The sequence below is a fragment of the Streptomyces sp. NPDC056883 genome (genome assembly GCF_042788835.1).
Lineage (GTDB): Bacteria > Actinomycetota > Actinomycetes > Streptomycetales > Streptomycetaceae > Streptomyces > Streptomyces stoeckheimensis.
Map to the genome: position 1 here is coordinate 77,377 of NZ_JBHUBS010000024.1, position 13,422 is coordinate 90,798.

Annotated in this window: 17 protein-coding genes; all 17 read right to left on the reverse strand. The window is 72.2% G+C overall.

The window, feature by feature from the left end; all coding sequences use genetic code 11:
* Positions 1–109 precede the first annotated feature (109 nt).
* Complete coding sequence (locus ACFRU2_RS37370; RefSeq protein ID WP_382980683.1) at positions 110–649, reverse strand: hypothetical protein; 540 nt, start codon at positions 647–649, stop codon at positions 110–112.
* Positions 650–848: 199 nt separating this feature from the next.
* The gene (locus ACFRU2_RS37375; protein ID WP_382980684.1) at positions 849–1,304 is read right to left on the reverse strand and encodes a hypothetical protein; all 456 of its coding nucleotides are present in this window, start codon (positions 1,302–1,304) and stop codon (positions 849–851) included.
* A gap of 78 nt (positions 1,305–1,382) precedes the next feature.
* Positions 1,383–1,637 (reverse strand): hypothetical protein, encoded by a 255-nt coding sequence (locus tag ACFRU2_RS37380; RefSeq protein WP_382980686.1) that lies wholly within the window; start codon positions 1,635–1,637, stop codon positions 1,383–1,385.
* 80 nt (positions 1,638–1,717) lie between these two features.
* Positions 1,718–2,059 carry a hypothetical protein gene (locus ACFRU2_RS37385; protein ID WP_382980687.1) on the reverse strand — a complete coding sequence of 114 codons (342 nt, stop codon included), beginning with the start codon at positions 2,057–2,059 and terminating at the stop codon, positions 1,718–1,720.
* 147 nt (positions 2,060–2,206) lie between these two features.
* Positions 2,207–2,596, reverse strand: a complete 390-nt coding sequence (locus tag ACFRU2_RS37390; RefSeq protein WP_382980688.1) for a hypothetical protein — start codon at positions 2,594–2,596, stop codon at positions 2,207–2,209.
* Positions 2,597–3,458: 862 nt separating this feature from the next.
* Positions 3,459–3,731, reverse strand: a complete 273-nt coding sequence (locus ACFRU2_RS37395; RefSeq protein WP_382980690.1) for a hypothetical protein — start codon at positions 3,729–3,731, stop codon at positions 3,459–3,461.
* 247 nt (positions 3,732–3,978) lie between these two features.
* Positions 3,979–5,070 (reverse strand): ArdC-like ssDNA-binding domain-containing protein, encoded by a 1,092-nt coding sequence (locus ACFRU2_RS37400; RefSeq protein WP_382980692.1) that lies wholly within the window; start codon positions 5,068–5,070, stop codon positions 3,979–3,981.
* Between the two features lie 187 nt (positions 5,071–5,257).
* Complete coding sequence (locus ACFRU2_RS37405; RefSeq protein WP_382980694.1) at positions 5,258–5,746, reverse strand: hypothetical protein; 489 nt, start codon at positions 5,744–5,746, stop codon at positions 5,258–5,260.
* 868 nt (positions 5,747–6,614) lie between these two features.
* On the reverse strand, positions 6,615–7,691 hold the full coding sequence (locus tag ACFRU2_RS37410) for a hypothetical protein (RefSeq protein WP_382980695.1): 1,077 nt from the start codon (positions 7,689–7,691) through the stop codon (positions 6,615–6,617).
* A gap of 175 nt (positions 7,692–7,866) precedes the next feature.
* The gene (locus ACFRU2_RS37415) at positions 7,867–8,244 is read right to left on the reverse strand and encodes a hypothetical protein (protein ID WP_382980696.1); all 378 of its coding nucleotides are present in this window, start codon (positions 8,242–8,244) and stop codon (positions 7,867–7,869) included.
* 81 nt (positions 8,245–8,325) lie between these two features.
* Entirely contained in the window at positions 8,326–8,709 is a 384-nt protein-coding gene (locus ACFRU2_RS37420; RefSeq protein ID WP_382980698.1) for a hypothetical protein, read from the reverse strand.
* A gap of 1,139 nt (positions 8,710–9,848) precedes the next feature.
* Positions 9,849–10,355, reverse strand: a complete 507-nt coding sequence (locus ACFRU2_RS37425) for a hypothetical protein (RefSeq protein WP_382980699.1) — start codon at positions 10,353–10,355, stop codon at positions 9,849–9,851.
* A gap of 376 nt (positions 10,356–10,731) precedes the next feature.
* Entirely contained in the window at positions 10,732–11,505 is a 774-nt protein-coding gene (locus ACFRU2_RS37430) for a hypothetical protein (protein ID WP_382980701.1), read from the reverse strand.
* Positions 11,506–11,587: 82 nt separating this feature from the next.
* Positions 11,588–11,824 (reverse strand): hypothetical protein, encoded by a 237-nt coding sequence (locus tag ACFRU2_RS37435; protein ID WP_382980703.1) that lies wholly within the window; start codon positions 11,822–11,824, stop codon positions 11,588–11,590.
* A 74-nt stretch (positions 11,825–11,898) separates the two neighbouring features.
* Entirely contained in the window at positions 11,899–12,183 is a 285-nt protein-coding gene (locus ACFRU2_RS37440; RefSeq protein WP_382980704.1) for a hypothetical protein, read from the reverse strand.
* Between the two features lie 404 nt (positions 12,184–12,587).
* Positions 12,588–12,905 carry a hypothetical protein gene (locus tag ACFRU2_RS37445; RefSeq protein ID WP_382980706.1) on the reverse strand — a complete coding sequence of 106 codons (318 nt, stop codon included), beginning with the start codon at positions 12,903–12,905 and terminating at the stop codon, positions 12,588–12,590.
* Positions 12,902–13,264 (reverse strand): hypothetical protein, encoded by a 363-nt coding sequence (locus ACFRU2_RS37450; protein ID WP_382980708.1) that lies wholly within the window; start codon positions 13,262–13,264, stop codon positions 12,902–12,904. The genes ACFRU2_RS37445 and ACFRU2_RS37450 overlap by 4 nt, the downstream gene beginning before the upstream one ends.
* Between the last annotated feature and the right edge of the window lie 158 nt (positions 13,265–13,422).

Sequence of the window (13,422 nt, forward strand, 5' to 3'; positions counted from 1 at the left end):
CGGCCGCGCCGGGGCCCGGGGCCTGTCGGCGCGGCCGCGCTCCGCGATGGTCCGTCCGGGCACCGGCCCGAACGCCCGGCGGTGGCGGGGCGGTCGGGCCGGTGCCGCCTCATGCAGCGGCGCGGGCGATGCGGATCAGGGTGTCCACCACGCACACAAGCTCCTCGTAGAGCGTGACGTTGATGCGACCGAATGCGGTGCGGGCGGTGCCGCGCTGGTCCTCGCGGTCGTCGCGGTAGTCGATCCGGCATTCCTCGCCATCGCTCTGGGTGAGGAAGTCGAGCGTGGGCCACGGGTCGTCAAGGCACTCGCAGTCCTCATCGTGGTAGCACGCGTCCCGGTCCTCGGCCCAGGTGCGCATCTGCTCGTAGGCGGCCGGGGTGATGCCTGTCAGCTCGACGTGTGCGCGCTCGCCGTGCCAGTCGGCGAGCAGATATGCCTTGAAGTGTGTGGAGAAGACGATGCACCAGGATTCGGCGGGGCCTTCACCCCGCCGGGGGGTGTGGATGCTACCTCCGCCGCCGTCCGCCTCGATCAGGATCAGACCGGCGATGTGCGCGGCCGTCCTGGCGGCCGCGCGGGCGGTCTCGACGGCCAGGGTCAGGCTGGTGGAGCTCGTTTCGGACATGGTGGGGACAGTGATCCTCATGGGGGTTCCTTGTCGTGTGGAGGTTCGCCGGGGCACGGCCCGGGAGGGGTACCGGAGTGCGCGATGCGCACTGGCGGCTGCGGGAGATGTGCGGCCGTCGCCCGTCGGCCGGCTGGCGGACGTACGGGCGCACAGCGGGTGGGTCCGGGAGCGGTCGGCGCGTCCGCCGCCGGTTACCGTCCGGCGGCGGGCGCCGCGCTCACCAGCTGGTGCGGAAGTGGCCCCACCGGCCGGGGTCGGCCTGGACGGCTGCCCGGTGGGCGGCGATCGTCGGGGAGGCGAAGTACTCGGCGCGCATCAGCTGGTAGGCCGTGTGCACGGCCTGGTGCAGCTCGGCGTACGTGGTCACCCGGTCGTGGTCGGTTCCTCCGGCTCCCTCGTACCCGGGGCACTCGTCGCAGATGACGCGGTAGACGGGCACCTCCCCGACTTCCTGACCCCGTGTCGGGGGAAGGGGCGCGATGCTGCCGGGCGTCCACAGGGCCCCGGCGTTGGGGTCCGGGTGCTGGGCCGCATGCATCCGTACGTCCCACATGTGGGCGTCAAGGTCGTCTGTGACCTGTCCGGACCATGAGGGGCACAGGTCACAGGTGGCTCCGTAGAGCGGAGTGGCGGCAACGGCGCGGACGTGGATGGTCGTGGTCGCGGTGGTCATCGGGGCCTCTCTCGGGTCGAACGGGGCGGGTTCGAGGGGCCGGGGCGGCGGTGCCATCCGCCGCCCCGGCCGGGGGTGTCAGGCGGCGGGCGGTACGTCTGGAGCAGTGAAGTATTCGCCGCGCGCGACGGCGTGAGCGAAGTCGAACAGCGGCGTCCCGTACCAATCGTTCATGGCGTCGGCACCGTCGCCGACAAACCAGATCACGCGGTCGCTCTCGATGCTGGCGACGGTGCACCGGTTGGTGCGGCCGCAACGGTTCATGGGCATGTGCACGAAGACCCATCCGGGTACGGGAAGAGGAAGATCGGTGGTGAGCTGGGAAATGCTCATGAGGGGGCCTCTCTCTGGTCGAACGGGGCGGGTTCGAGGGGCCGGGGCGGCGGAGCCAACCGCCGCCCCGGCCGGGGGTGTCAGCTCATGTCCCAGTCGACGCTGCGGCGCGTGACGGGGGTAAGGGCGCTCTCCATGCGCAGGGCCTGACGGTCCGCCGGGTCCCGGCGGTAGCCGGTGGTGGAGAGGGCGGCGCGCGCGGCGGCCCGGTCGCGACGGTGGGCGGCGGTCTGGTACGCCTTCCGTACGCCCGGCTTGGCCCAGTTGCCCGCGCCCCGGCGGTATTGGGGGTGGCCGTCGTCGCGGACCGCCGTGGTCAGGATTCCGGCGCGGGCGGCGGCCCGGTCGTCGGTCCCGAGCGCGCGGGTGGGGTTGCCCTTGCGGGCCGGGCGGGGGCGGCGGTGGTGGGTGGTACGGGACATGTTGTCCTCCTGTGGTGCCGGGTTTCGAGTGGTGGTGCGTTGTCCGGGGTGCCACCCCCTTCCAACAAGCTCAATATTACCAGCTTTAGAGCTGATTTAGAAGGAGACAGGGGGGCTGACCTGGTATTTTTCAGCCCCCCCCATCCGTCAGGCCGCGTCGTACAGGTAGGCGGGCGAGGTACTCGGGCGGCGGTCGTGCCACCCGGGCCGGTCGGCCGGGTCGACGAATACCAGGCTCGCGCTCACGATCTCGCCGCCGCGCCGCTCCTCGGCAACGCCGTTCGCGGCGGCCCAACCCCGGGCGGCCGCGACCGTTCCGGTCTCCTCCCCCTGGTACGTGACGACCATGACCACGTCGGGGCCGTAGAACAGCGAGAGGTCGTAGCGGATGTCCCACAGGGCCTCGTGCACTCGCGTGGGATCGACCTCGGGGGCGCCGACAACCAAGACGCGCTGCACCGGGGCCAGATGCGGCTTGGGCTTCGCGTCGCACATGCAGGTGAAGAACTCGGGGGCGCGGGTAGCGGTCGCGGTCATGATCGGTTCCTCCGGGGCGGGTTTCGAGTGGTGGTGCGTTGTCCGGGGTGCCACCCCCTTCCAACAAGCTCAATATTACCAGCGTTGAGCCTGGCTGGATAGCAGAAAAGGGCCTCTGACCAGGGTTTTTTCCGGAAGTTCCATGATCTTTTAGGAGGCGTCCGGGCCCGGCCGACCCCCCTCCTCGCCAGCCGCTTTTCCCTCCCCCGGACCCGGCCGGCCCGCACCTCGAACTCGGCGTCCAGCACCTCCTGGCCCTCTTCGACCTCAGCCCCGGAACGGTCACTACAGCCGGGCCGGCACCTTGAGCACGACCCCCTGCCCCCCTCCTCGGCCACGACGGTGCTCAGCTCGTCCCCCGGTCCCCGGGGGGCGGGCGTCCGGAGGAGCCCCCCGGGGCTTTGCGCAAGGAGCGAAGCGACGCAGCCCGCGCGCAGCGCGGGCCGCAAAAAGGAGGGCCCCCAGGGCCCGACGACTGCGGCGCACGGCCGGATCGCACCGAAGGTGCGATGGAAACCCCCACCGACGGCCACGCCGCGGGCGTCGACCCGCACTTCACCGCCGGCCCGCACGCCGCGGGACAACCCCGCGATGCCCGGGGCCTGTCGCCTGTCCGCCAAGGGCGGTCCAGCGCGCCCCTGGCGCTGGCGAGGGGCCTGGGGGCGAGAAGCCACCAGTACCCGGCCGAAGGCCGGGTGCCGTACGACGGTGCCGCGCACCGGGCTGCGCCCCGACGGCGGAGCCGGCGCCCACGGCGCTGCGCCCCGACCGCGCTCCGCGCCCCGCACGGCCACCCCCGGCCCGCCGCCGCCCACGCCGCACGCGGCCGCGCGACGCCAACCGCGCGGCCGGGCCTGGGCCGCTACCCGCGTTCTCCCACGTGCAGGCTCGCGCTGGTCTGGTCAGCCTGCGGCGCGAGTTGACCGAAGGGGACGCGCAGGACGGTCCAGAGCTGGGGTTCCTGGTCGGTGCCGGGGCGCGCGTTCTCGCGGCCGAACTTCTCGGCGGCGGTGTCGGCGAGCTCGCGGGCCGTCGCCTCGTTGGTGGCCGTCGAGTAGACGACGAGTGCGGGTAGGTCGGTCTCGGGCCCCCATCCGTAGACGGCAACCCAGGTGGTCATGGTGAGTACGTTCATTGGTCTGTCCTTCGCGCGGTGTGGTCGGGGTTTCGAGGGAGCCGGGGCGGCGGTGCCATCCGCCGCCCCGGTGGGGTTGTTCTGGTGGTGCGCCCACGGCGGGGCGCGCACCGGCGGCCGGTCCGGCGGCGCGGTCGTCGCCCGCCGGGAGGGGCGGACACGGCCGCCGTCGGCTGCCGCGCTACGGCGGCCCGGTCGGCGCGCTCCCGCCGCGCCGGGGGAGGGTTCCCCCTCCCCCGGCCCTGCGTCACCGCTGGGCGGCTGCGGCCTCCGGGGCGGCGTTGAGCGGCTGGCCCTGCTCGCGCTGGTGCGCGGTCTCGATCATCTCGGCGTGTACCTCCTGGTAGGCGGCATGGGCGGCTTCCGCCGCCGCGCGCTCCGCCTCGCCGGTTTCCGCCGCCTCCTTCGGTGCGGCGGTGGTGGTCTCCAGAATCGCGCGGGCGGCCCGAACGACCGTGGCGCTTGCGGCGGCAAGCGTCTCGTGGACCTCCTCGGCGGTCTTGCCTGCCCAATGCGCGATGTACGGGACGGAGGTAAGGGCGGCGTCCAACCCGGCCACCCCGGCGACGATGTACGCCACGGATTCGGCCTCGCACTCCATCCGGCCCCGGTGGCGGCGGTACTCGTCCATGTCCGCGACGTGGCCGCACTCGATGTGTGCGCCCTCGTGGGCGAGCGTGATCACACGGTGTGCCTCGGGGTCGCTGGCCTGGATGCCGACTACGCGGGTCTTGGGGTCGGTGTATCCGTCCGCGCTACCGGTGCCCTCCAGGTGAACCGTGTATCCGTGGCCCCCGATGTGGGCCGTAAGGCGCTCCCAGAGTTCGGCCGGGGCGTCACCCTCCACCTTTGCGCCGAGCGTGTAGGCAGGTTCGGTGAGTTCCTCGCTGGGCTCCTCGGTGGCGGGCTTCTTCTCGACGGGCTCGGTCTGGCTGATGTCGAAAACGGGGACGGTCTTGTACTTCACCCACTTCTTCTCGTGGCCGTTCTCGTCCAGGACCGGCCGTCCGCTCTCGTCCTTCTGCGTGATCGGCATCGGGGCAAAGATCCGCAAGGCCGTTTCCCCCTTGCGGACGGAACGGCCGTGCTCCTTCCACTGGTTGAAGCTGCGCACCTGAGTGGCGTGGGGGCACTGAGCCAAGATCAACAGCGTGTTGTTGGCGGAGTAGCGGCCGAGGTTCGCGACGGTCGCACGAAGCATGGCCTTCCACCCTTCGGCGGACGCCAGGGACGCAATCGCGGTGTTCAGCTGCTCGTGGAGGGCGTCTACCTCCGCCGCGCGCTCCTCGGGGGTCTTGGTGGGCTTGGTGGAGCGGCGGCGCGTCGTCTTGGTAGCCATCTCGGTGGTACCTCTCGTTGAAGTGGTGCGGTTTCGAGCTGCGCGGGTCGGGGTGCCACCCCCTTCCAACAGGCTCAATATTACCAGCATTGAGCCTGATTCGGAAGGGAAAAGGGGGCCTGACCAGGGTTTTTCTAATCCGGCCCCCCTTGCGGCCGGGGCGCTCGCCGCGCCCCGGCCGTGCGGGTTACGCCTCGGCGTCGGCCTTCGCCTTGCGCTTGGCCTTGACCTTGCGCAGCTTCAGCGGGCGGCCGGGCTCGGCGTCTTCGACCAGTCCGCGAACGTCGTACGCGCAGAGGGTGAGCACGTCGCCGAGGTCGGACAGGAGGCGACGGGGGACCCCGCGCCGGTTCCCGAATCCCCGAGAGTGGTGGACGCGGCCGCCGCGCTCGGTCATGGCGTCGGCGTACCACTCGCCCTCGCCGATAAGGCGGCTGGCCATGATGGTCACGGGGCGCTGTCGCGGGCCCGCCTGGATCGTGAGGCGGGCGACCAGTCCGGCCGAGACTCCCGCCTCGCTGATCATCTCGGCGCGCTCCACGGTGTCCACCGTGACGCGGTAGCTGATCGACAGGCCGGACTTCGGGTGACGGGTGTCAACGACGGTGACGACCGGCTGCGGGGTCTCGGTGGCCTTCTTGGCGGCGGGGCGAGAGTTGCGGGTCTTGACGGTCATGTCCAGCACCTTTCAACGGGTTTCGAGTGGTTCTCGCTGTCCGGGGTGCCACCCCCTTCCAACAAGCTCAATATTACCAACACTGGGCCGGATTGCCTAGCCAAAAAGGGGTTCTGACCAGGGTTTTTCCGGGAGTTCCATGATCTTTTAGGGGGCGTCCGGGCCTGGCCGACCCCCCTCCTTGCCAGCCGCTTTCCCCTCCCCCGGCCCTGGCCGGCCCGCACCTCGAACTCGGCGTCCAGCTCCTCCTGGCCCTCCTCGACCTCAGCCCCTCGCCCCGGCCACGACGGGCCGGCGGACAACGACGAGACCGTTCTCCCCTCCTCGGCCACGACGGTGCTCAGCTCGCCCCCCGGTCCCCGGGGGGCGGGCGTCCGGAGGAGCCCCCCGGGGCTTTGCGCAAGGAGCGAAGCGACGCAGCCCGCGCGCAGCGCGGGCCGCAAAAAGGAGGGCCCCCAGGGCCCGACGACTGCGGCGCACGGCCGGATCGCACCGAAGGTGCGATGGAAACCCCCACCGACGGCCACGCCGCGGGCGTCGACCCGCACTTCACCGCCGGCCCGCACGCCGCGGGACAACCCCGCGATGCCCGGGGCCTGTCGCCTGTCCGCCAAGGGCGGTCCAGCGCGCCCCTGGCGCTGGCGAGGGGCCTGGGGGCGAGAAGCCACCAGTACCCGGCCGAAGGCCGGGTGCCGTACGACGGTGCCGCGCACCGGGCTGCGCCCCGGCGGCGGAGCCGGCGCCCACGGTGCTGCGCCCCGACGGCGCTCCGCGCCCCGTCCGGCCACCCCCGTCCGGCCGCCGCCCACGCCGCACGGCTGGAGTGGGCCGGGCGGCGGGGCGACTTGGGGTCACCCCGCCGCCGGAGTCACACCGCCACTGCTTCGAGCTCGTCGGCGGTGGCGACGATGGCAATCCGTGGGCGGGCGACGGGGGTCTGCGGCGTGCCCTCGTACCTGTCGGTCTGGGCCTTCTTGGCCGTACCGGTGATGCGCACCCGGTCGCCCTCCTCGGCTTCCCACGCCGCCTTACTGGTACTGAAGACCTTCAGCGTGAGCCCGTCGCCTGCGTCGACCAGCAGGAGCATCCGGGAGCCGAATGCGCCCTCCACCATCTGAGCCCATTTCACGGTTCCCTCGTGGTCCACCTCGTCACCCTCGGCCAGGGATCGGGCGGAGGCGATGCGTTCGGCGCGCGCGGCGGCTTCCACGGCTGCGCGCTCGTCGCGGCGGGCGTACTCCTCGGCGGCCCGGCGGGCGGCCTGGTCCTGGCCGGGCGTCATGGACTTGCCGGAGGTGATCAGGCGGCGCATGTCGTAAGGGAAGGTACTTCCGTCACCGTCCATCCACGCGGCCAGCTCGGGCTCGGCGGCGCTGTACTTGGCCCAGACCGCCCGGCTCTTGGCGGCGTCGATGATGGCGCGCTCGTTCTGCTTGCGCATGTCGGCGGCCAGGTGCTTCACGTTCTCGATCTGGTGCTTCAGGGGCATCGGGGCACCAAGGGCGCCGTAGCCCCGGCAGTCGAAGCAGATGCCGTCGTGCACATGCTCGTAGCCGTTGATGTGGCCCTTGCCGCCGCATTTGCCGCACGGCTCGGCGTACCCGTCCTTCTCCCGGCGGTAGAAGACGGAGACCAGTCCGTCGATGGTGATCCGTGCGCCGCCGCCGAGCGCGTTCAACCGGGGGCCGACATCGGTGACGGTCGGCTCGGGCAGCTCCAAGGAAACGGAGAGGACCGTCAGGGCTTCGGAAAGGGCTTCCTTGCGGGTGCGGCCGGACGCGACCGGCTGCGGGTCTGCGCTGTCGTCCGCGTGGGCGACGGTCCACGTACGGCCGGGCTTGGTGACCTTGAAGAGCTTGTTGGCGATGACGCAGTGCCAGACTCCGCCGATCTTCGTCAGGGCCGGAAGCTGCTGGTCCTGGTCCGCGCGCTGGGTGGTGGTCATGATCTGTGCCCTCCGTGTGGTGCCGGGTTTCGAGTGGTCGCGTTGTCCGGGGTGCCACCCCCTTCCAACAAGCTCAATACTACCAGCATTGAGCCGTATTTGGGAGCGGGGGGCGGTTCTGACCAGGGGTTTTTCTGGACCTCGGGGCGGCGGTGGTCCGCCGCCCCGGTACTGGTCAGTCCTGGCGGGCCGCGCGGGCGTCGCGCTCGCGGACGGCGGCGGCCACGGCCTTGGCGAACGCCTGCCCGGCGCTCGCGCCGTCCGTCCATGCGAACGGCACCGCCTTGTTGTCCAGGTACAGGCGGACCGCTTCGCGGGCCGTCTTGCGGCTATCGAGGCTGAACACCGCCTCGCCGATTGCGGGGAGGGACACGGTGACGTTGGTCCACACGTACTCGGCGGCCCGGTATTCGTCGTGGGTGACGCGGGCGGGCTCGACCTGGAAGAGGCGGGCCAGGGCGGCGGTGAACTCGCGGGCGGCCTCGTGGGTGTCGAGCGGGGCCGGGACAGAGGTCGCGTCGTGGCCGATGGCGGTGTGGATCTGGAACTTCATGGCGTGCTCTCCTGCGGTGCGTCGTGTCGGGTTTCGAGCGGGGCCGGGCGGCGGTGCCATCCGCCGCCCGGCCGTTCGGGGTCAGTTGGTGGCTGCGGCCTCCTCGTCGTCGGCGCGCCACAGCGGCAGGGCCTCGAAGTCCTGGCTGGGCGCGAGCTTGACCACGGCCGCGCGCACGGTGGCGGCCTTGACTGTGGCGGGCAGCAGGGCCGCGACGGCGCGGGGGTTCTTGTTCGCGCGCCACATGGCGTAGTGCACGTTCTGACGTTCGGCGCGGGCCTTCGTCAGTGCCTCGCGGGCGGCCTGGTAGGTCGCCTCGACCTCCAGCCCCGCCATGAGGAGGGGGGTGTCGATGCCCTCCCGCTGGTTGGACGCTTCGATCATCTCGGCGCGCATGGCCTGGTAGACCGTGCGGCCGATCGTCTCCGCCTCGGCCTGACGCTCGGGGGTGATCTGCTCGTTCATGGGTTCCTCCGGTGTGGGTATCGAGGGGGCTCGTTGTCCGGGGTGCCACCCCCTTCCAACAAGCTCAATATTACCAGTTTTGGACCGGACAACCTAGTCGAAAAGGGGGTCTGACCAGGGTTTTTTCCCGGAAGTTCCATGATCTTTTAGGGAGCGTCCGGGCCCCGCCGACCCCCCTCCTTGCCAGCCGCCTTTCCCTCCCCCGGCCCCGGGCCGGCCCGCACCTTCTCCACCGGGCTCCAGCTCCTCCTGGCCCTCCTCAACCTCAGCCCGTTCCCGCACCACGACGTGCCGGCGGACAACGACGGCGCGCAGGAATCGCCCCGGCCCACCACTCAGTCCAGCTCGTCCCCCGGTCCCCGGGGGGCGGGCGTCCGGAGGAGCCCCCCGGGGCTTCGCGCAAGGGAGCCTGCGACCGCAGCCCGCAGGGAGCGAAGCGACCGGAGGGCCGCAATAAGGAGGGCCCCCAGGGCCCGACGACTGCGGCGCACGGCCGGATCGCACCGCAGGTGCGATGGACACCCCCACCGGCGGCCACGCCGCGGGAACCAGCCCGCACCCGACAACGGCGCCGCACGCCGCGGGACAACCCCGCGATGCCCGGGGCCTGTCGCCTGTCCAAGAGGGCGGTCCAGCGCGCCCGTGGCGCTGGCGAGGGGTCTGGGGGCGAGAAGCCCCCAGTACCCGGCCGAAGGACGGGTGCCGTACGACGAACAGCTCCAGGGGCCCCGGCGGCGGGAGCGTCCTCGAGGTCGCCGCCGCCCCGGCCCCGTCTCGGAGTTCCCCCGTCGCGGCGGCGACCACGAGGAAAGCGCCCCATTGCGCTCCTGGCCTGGCCCTGAGGTACGAGCGGCCGTCAGCACCCTGGTTCCCGGCGCCGTGCCACCGGGGCCGGCCACGGGCGCCGGGGGTGCGCGAGGGGGCGGCGCGAGAGCGCCCCTCGCATCCGGCCGGAGGCCGGGTGCCGCTCCACGGCGGGCGCACTCGCCGCATGTTCTCCGGCAGGCCGGCGCGCACGACGGTGGCGCCGACGACCTCCGCGGTTCCCTCGCGCTCGTCGGCCCGTCGGCGCCGTCGCCGCGCCGGACCCGGACATGCCTCCGGCCCGGAACGATGGCGTTCCGGGCCGGGGTAGTCCGTCAGGCGACGGTGAACAGCTCGTCCTGGACGGGCTGTTCGGCTGGCTCAGTTGTGGGGGCGGCGTGCTGTTGGTGGGCGATGTGCTCGGCCAGGGTCCAGTCGACCCATCGCCATTCGGGGAGCAGTGGACGGGGTCGGGGCCCGCTCGCCTGCCGGAGGGTGGTGAGCCCTGCGGCGTGGGCGGCCTGGCGTCCGGCGTCGCTGACGATCAGCTTCTCGGGTCGGACACGGTGGACGGTGGTGTCGTCCATCCAGACCTCGCAGTACGGCTTGCCGAGTGCGGTGAGCATGGCAAGACGGTGGATGTCGCCCCATCCGGGGTGGAGTCCGCCGGGGATGACCCATAGCCAGGTGCCGGGCTGGATGTCGCCCGGTCCCATGGGGGTGTGGTCGTACGGCGGGCGCTGGCGTCGGCGACGGCGGGGTTTCTCCGGGTAGTAGTGGCTGGGCGGGTAGTGGGGGTTCGCCATGTGCTGCTGGTGGAGTTCCTCGGCCAGCGCGTTCAAGACGTCTTTGTGGGTGTAGCAGTCCGGGCCGACATGCCAGTGTCGGGGGCCGTTCCGCTCTCGCTGGATCGTCGCGCCGCACGGCTTCCACCGGGTCGTAGCGCTGCGCGTGCTGCACTGTCCGGCCCGGAGGTACGGCTGGGCGGTGGGGCACGGCCACGGCGTGGTGCATGTCCGGCAGGTCCAGACGGGGCCGGCTGAGTCGGGCAGGTGCGCGCCTGGCAGGTAGAAGGGGCGTGTCAGCAGGCTGTCGTACGGCGTGGCAGGCGTTCCTTCGTGTGCCTCGGGGTGGAGCTGGGGCATCGGGCAGGGCTCTCCTGGGTGGAGTCCGGGGCCGGGGCGGCGGCGGTGCGGCCGTCCCGGCCAGGATCGGGTTCTACGGCGTGGGCGCGGTGGCGGCCTCGGCCGCGTCCAGGGCCAGCTCGACCAGTTCGTACGCCGTCGCCAGGGCCTGCGGCTCCATGCCCTCGGCGTTGCCCTCGGGGGCGGTCTTGCGGGCGCGGTTGAGAGCGCGGACGGCCTGTGTGGTGACGTGGTAGCCGGTCTCGTTTCGCCCCTGGGCGTAGCAGGCGAACAGCAGCAGCTCCACCTCCACCGTGTTGATCTGCTTGAGCACCGGTCCGTCCGCGCGCCGTGCAGCCGTGAGTGCCTGGCGGCCGCTGTCGACGCTGAACTGCGCGATGCCGGAAAGCCTCTTGTCATCGGACTGTCCGGCCTGCGTCGAGGTGCTGTCGAGCGCGTCGGCGGCCGCGCGGAGGTTCGTGATCGCGGTCCGGCGAAGGAGGACCGGGCGGGCGAGTTGCCGCGCGGCCTTGGCGTAGCGGTCGGCCAGGGCGGCCCACGCGGATGCCTGGGCGGGCTGCTTCTGCTCGGCGGCCAGGGCGGCCTCGTCGGCGGCGACGCGGGCCCGGCGGTGGCAGATGCCCACCTGGTCCCGGAGCCAGCGGCGGCTGGGGGCGCCGCGCCGTTCGAGCTCGGCGTACCGGGCGGCGGCCCGGTACGTCTGCGCGGTCTGCCGGGCGCGGTGCAGGGGTCGGCCGATCGTCTCGGTGAACATCCGGCCGTCGTGTCCGGCGACCAGAAGGTCACGGCGGGAGCGGGCCGCGAGGGCGTTGCCGCCGAGGTTGGGCAGGTCGGAGGGGAAGGTCATGGTTCTGGGTCTCCTTGGTTCGGATTTCGAGGGAGGCCGGGCGGCGGTGCCATCCGCCGCCCGGCCGGTCGTGCGGTGTTCGTCAGCTGCGGTCGCAGGCGATGACGATCAGGCCGGGCCAGGAGGCCCGGGTCTCGATGTCGGTGAACTCCATCTCGCGGACGGTGAGCGAGCGGTGGACGGCGAAGTCGTCGCCGCAGACCTCGCAGGTGAAGCGGCCGAAGTAGGGAGATTCGGCGCTGCGGCGGTCGATCTCGGGCTCGTCGATGGTTCGGGTCGTCGCCGGGCCGGCTTCGACGCCTTCACAGGTGGTGGTCATGGTGGGCCGTCCTTGGTCTGTGGGTTCGGGTGGTGCCGGGGCGGCGGTGCCGTCCGCCGCCCCGGTCGGGCTGGCTACTTGAGCGACTGGGCGAGCGCGGCCCGTACCGCGCCGATCTCGGCGCAGACCGCGACCAGCGGCGCGAAGAGCGAGGTGCCGAACGCCGCGATGTGCAGCGCCTGCCCTGTGCTTCCGGACCGGCTGGCCTCGACGTAGCCGTGCCAGTAGGCCGCGAGGACGCTGTCGCTGAGTCCGTCCAGCTCCTCCATCGGGGTCTCGTCCTCGTCGGCCGCGCGGGCCAGGAGGCAGTCGCGCAGGCCGGTCAGCGCAGCCTCGGGGAGTTCCAGGGTGGTGGTCATGGGTTCCTCTTCCGTACGGGTTTCGAGTGGTGGCGCGGGTCGGGGTGCCATCCCCTTCCAACAAGAACAACAATACCAGCTTTCACCCGAATCGGAAGCGCCGTGAGGCACGTTTCTGATCCTTTTTTCGCCCCCCGGCCCTGACCCGCTACTCTGGTGTTCTCTCGTTCCGTGTGGAAGTAGCGCCCCCTTCTGGGGATGTCGCCACCACACGCGGTGCGGGTTTCGAGAAGACCGGCGACCGCGCCAGCCTGCCGCACTTGTGCGGGGGGTCCTGCCTTATGGCAGGGCGGTCGCCGGTCTGCGTTCCGGCTACTTCGCGGCAGCGGCCACGTAGGCGTTGACGTTTCGAGAGTGGAGCCGGGACGGCGGTCCCATCCGCCGCCGCCCCGGGTGGGACCTTGTCAGAACTCGTTGTCGATCCAGACCACCCCGTACGGGGTGCTGCGCCAGTACGACATGCAGCCGTGTTCGACGGCGGCCAGCGCCTCCGCGAGGTCCTGGTGGTCGCGGGCGTCGTAGCGCCCGGCCCGCACCCCGCGCCGGATGGTGTCGATCCGGTCGACGCCGACCGCCACGGCGCGGCCGGCGCGGTAGCCACCGTGCGCGGCTCGCATCTCATCGCGCCACTCGGCCCGTTCCTCGGCGTCCGTCGGGAACGGGCCGACTTCCTGGCGGGCCAGGTAGGCCAGCGCTCGGGCCTCGTGGACGGGGCCCGTCACGCGGAGACCAGGCTGCGGGCGGCGGCGCACTGGACGACGGCGGCCACGAGAGCGGCGGTGTCACGGCTGAAGCCTCCTGCCCCCTCGGACCGGTAGACCTCGGTCTCTCCCTCGTCGCTGAGGTCGGCGTGCGGCCGGTAGACCGCGACCCATCCGGGGTGGGCGTCCACGGGGCTGTCGGTGTGGCCGGTGCGGTCCGCGATCCAGATTTCGGGCCCGCCCGCGATGTCGACGGTGACCATGTCGGTGCCGGTGTGGACATCGGTGCCGGTGCGGGCCGTCAGCCCGTGGGCTTCGAGCGTGCGGATCAGCCGGTCCCCGGCCGTGTCGGTGTGGGGGTCGATACGAACGTCTGTCATGGTGCGCTCTCCTCGTGCGTGATGGGTTTCGAGGGCCGGGGGGGGGGTGTCCACCCCCCCCCCCGCCCGGGGGGGAAACCCCCCAAAAAAAAACCCCCCCCCCCCCCCCCCCCCCCCCCCCCCCCCCCCCCCCCCCCCCCCCCCCCGCGCCCACCCCC

What these genes read in the sequence shown, in the direction of transcription:
- ACFRU2_RS37370 (WP_382980683.1), bottom strand. Translation starts at nt 649, where the DNA reads ATGAGGATCACTGTCCCCACCATGTCCGAAACGAGCTCCACCAGCCTG.
- ACFRU2_RS37375 (WP_382980684.1), bottom strand. Translation starts at nt 1,304, where the DNA reads ATGACCACCGCGACCACGACCATCCACGTCCGCGCCGTTGCCGCCACT.
- ACFRU2_RS37380 (WP_382980686.1), bottom strand. Translation starts at nt 1,637, where the DNA reads ATGAGCATTTCCCAGCTCACCACCGATCTTCCTCTTCCCGTACCCGGA.
- ACFRU2_RS37385 (WP_382980687.1), bottom strand. Translation starts at nt 2,059, where the DNA reads ATGTCCCGTACCACCCACCACCGCCGCCCCCGCCCGGCCCGCAAGGGC.
- ACFRU2_RS37390 (WP_382980688.1), bottom strand. Translation starts at nt 2,596, where the DNA reads ATGACCGCGACCGCTACCCGCGCCCCCGAGTTCTTCACCTGCATGTGC.
- ACFRU2_RS37395 (WP_382980690.1), bottom strand. Translation starts at nt 3,731, where the DNA reads ATGAACGTACTCACCATGACCACCTGGGTTGCCGTCTACGGATGGGGG.
- ACFRU2_RS37400 (WP_382980692.1), bottom strand. Translation starts at nt 5,070, where the DNA reads ATGGCTACCAAGACGACGCGCCGCCGCTCCACCAAGCCCACCAAGACC.
- ACFRU2_RS37405 (WP_382980694.1), bottom strand. Translation starts at nt 5,746, where the DNA reads ATGACCGTCAAGACCCGCAACTCTCGCCCCGCCGCCAAGAAGGCCACC.
- ACFRU2_RS37410 (WP_382980695.1), bottom strand. Translation starts at nt 7,691, where the DNA reads ATGACCACCACCCAGCGCGCGGACCAGGACCAGCAGCTTCCGGCCCTG.
- ACFRU2_RS37415 (WP_382980696.1), bottom strand. Translation starts at nt 8,244, where the DNA reads ATGAAGTTCCAGATCCACACCGCCATCGGCCACGACGCGACCTCTGTC.
- ACFRU2_RS37420 (WP_382980698.1), bottom strand. Translation starts at nt 8,709, where the DNA reads ATGAACGAGCAGATCACCCCCGAGCGTCAGGCCGAGGCGGAGACGATC.
- ACFRU2_RS37430 (WP_382980701.1), bottom strand. Translation starts at nt 11,505, where the DNA reads ATGACCTTCCCCTCCGACCTGCCCAACCTCGGCGGCAACGCCCTCGCG.
- ACFRU2_RS37435 (WP_382980703.1), bottom strand. Translation starts at nt 11,824, where the DNA reads ATGACCACCACCTGTGAAGGCGTCGAAGCCGGCCCGGCGACGACCCGA.
- ACFRU2_RS37440 (WP_382980704.1), bottom strand. Translation starts at nt 12,183, where the DNA reads ATGACCACCACCCTGGAACTCCCCGAGGCTGCGCTGACCGGCCTGCGC.
- ACFRU2_RS37450 (WP_382980708.1), bottom strand. Translation starts at nt 13,264, where the DNA reads ATGACAGACGTTCGTATCGACCCCCACACCGACACGGCCGGGGACCGG.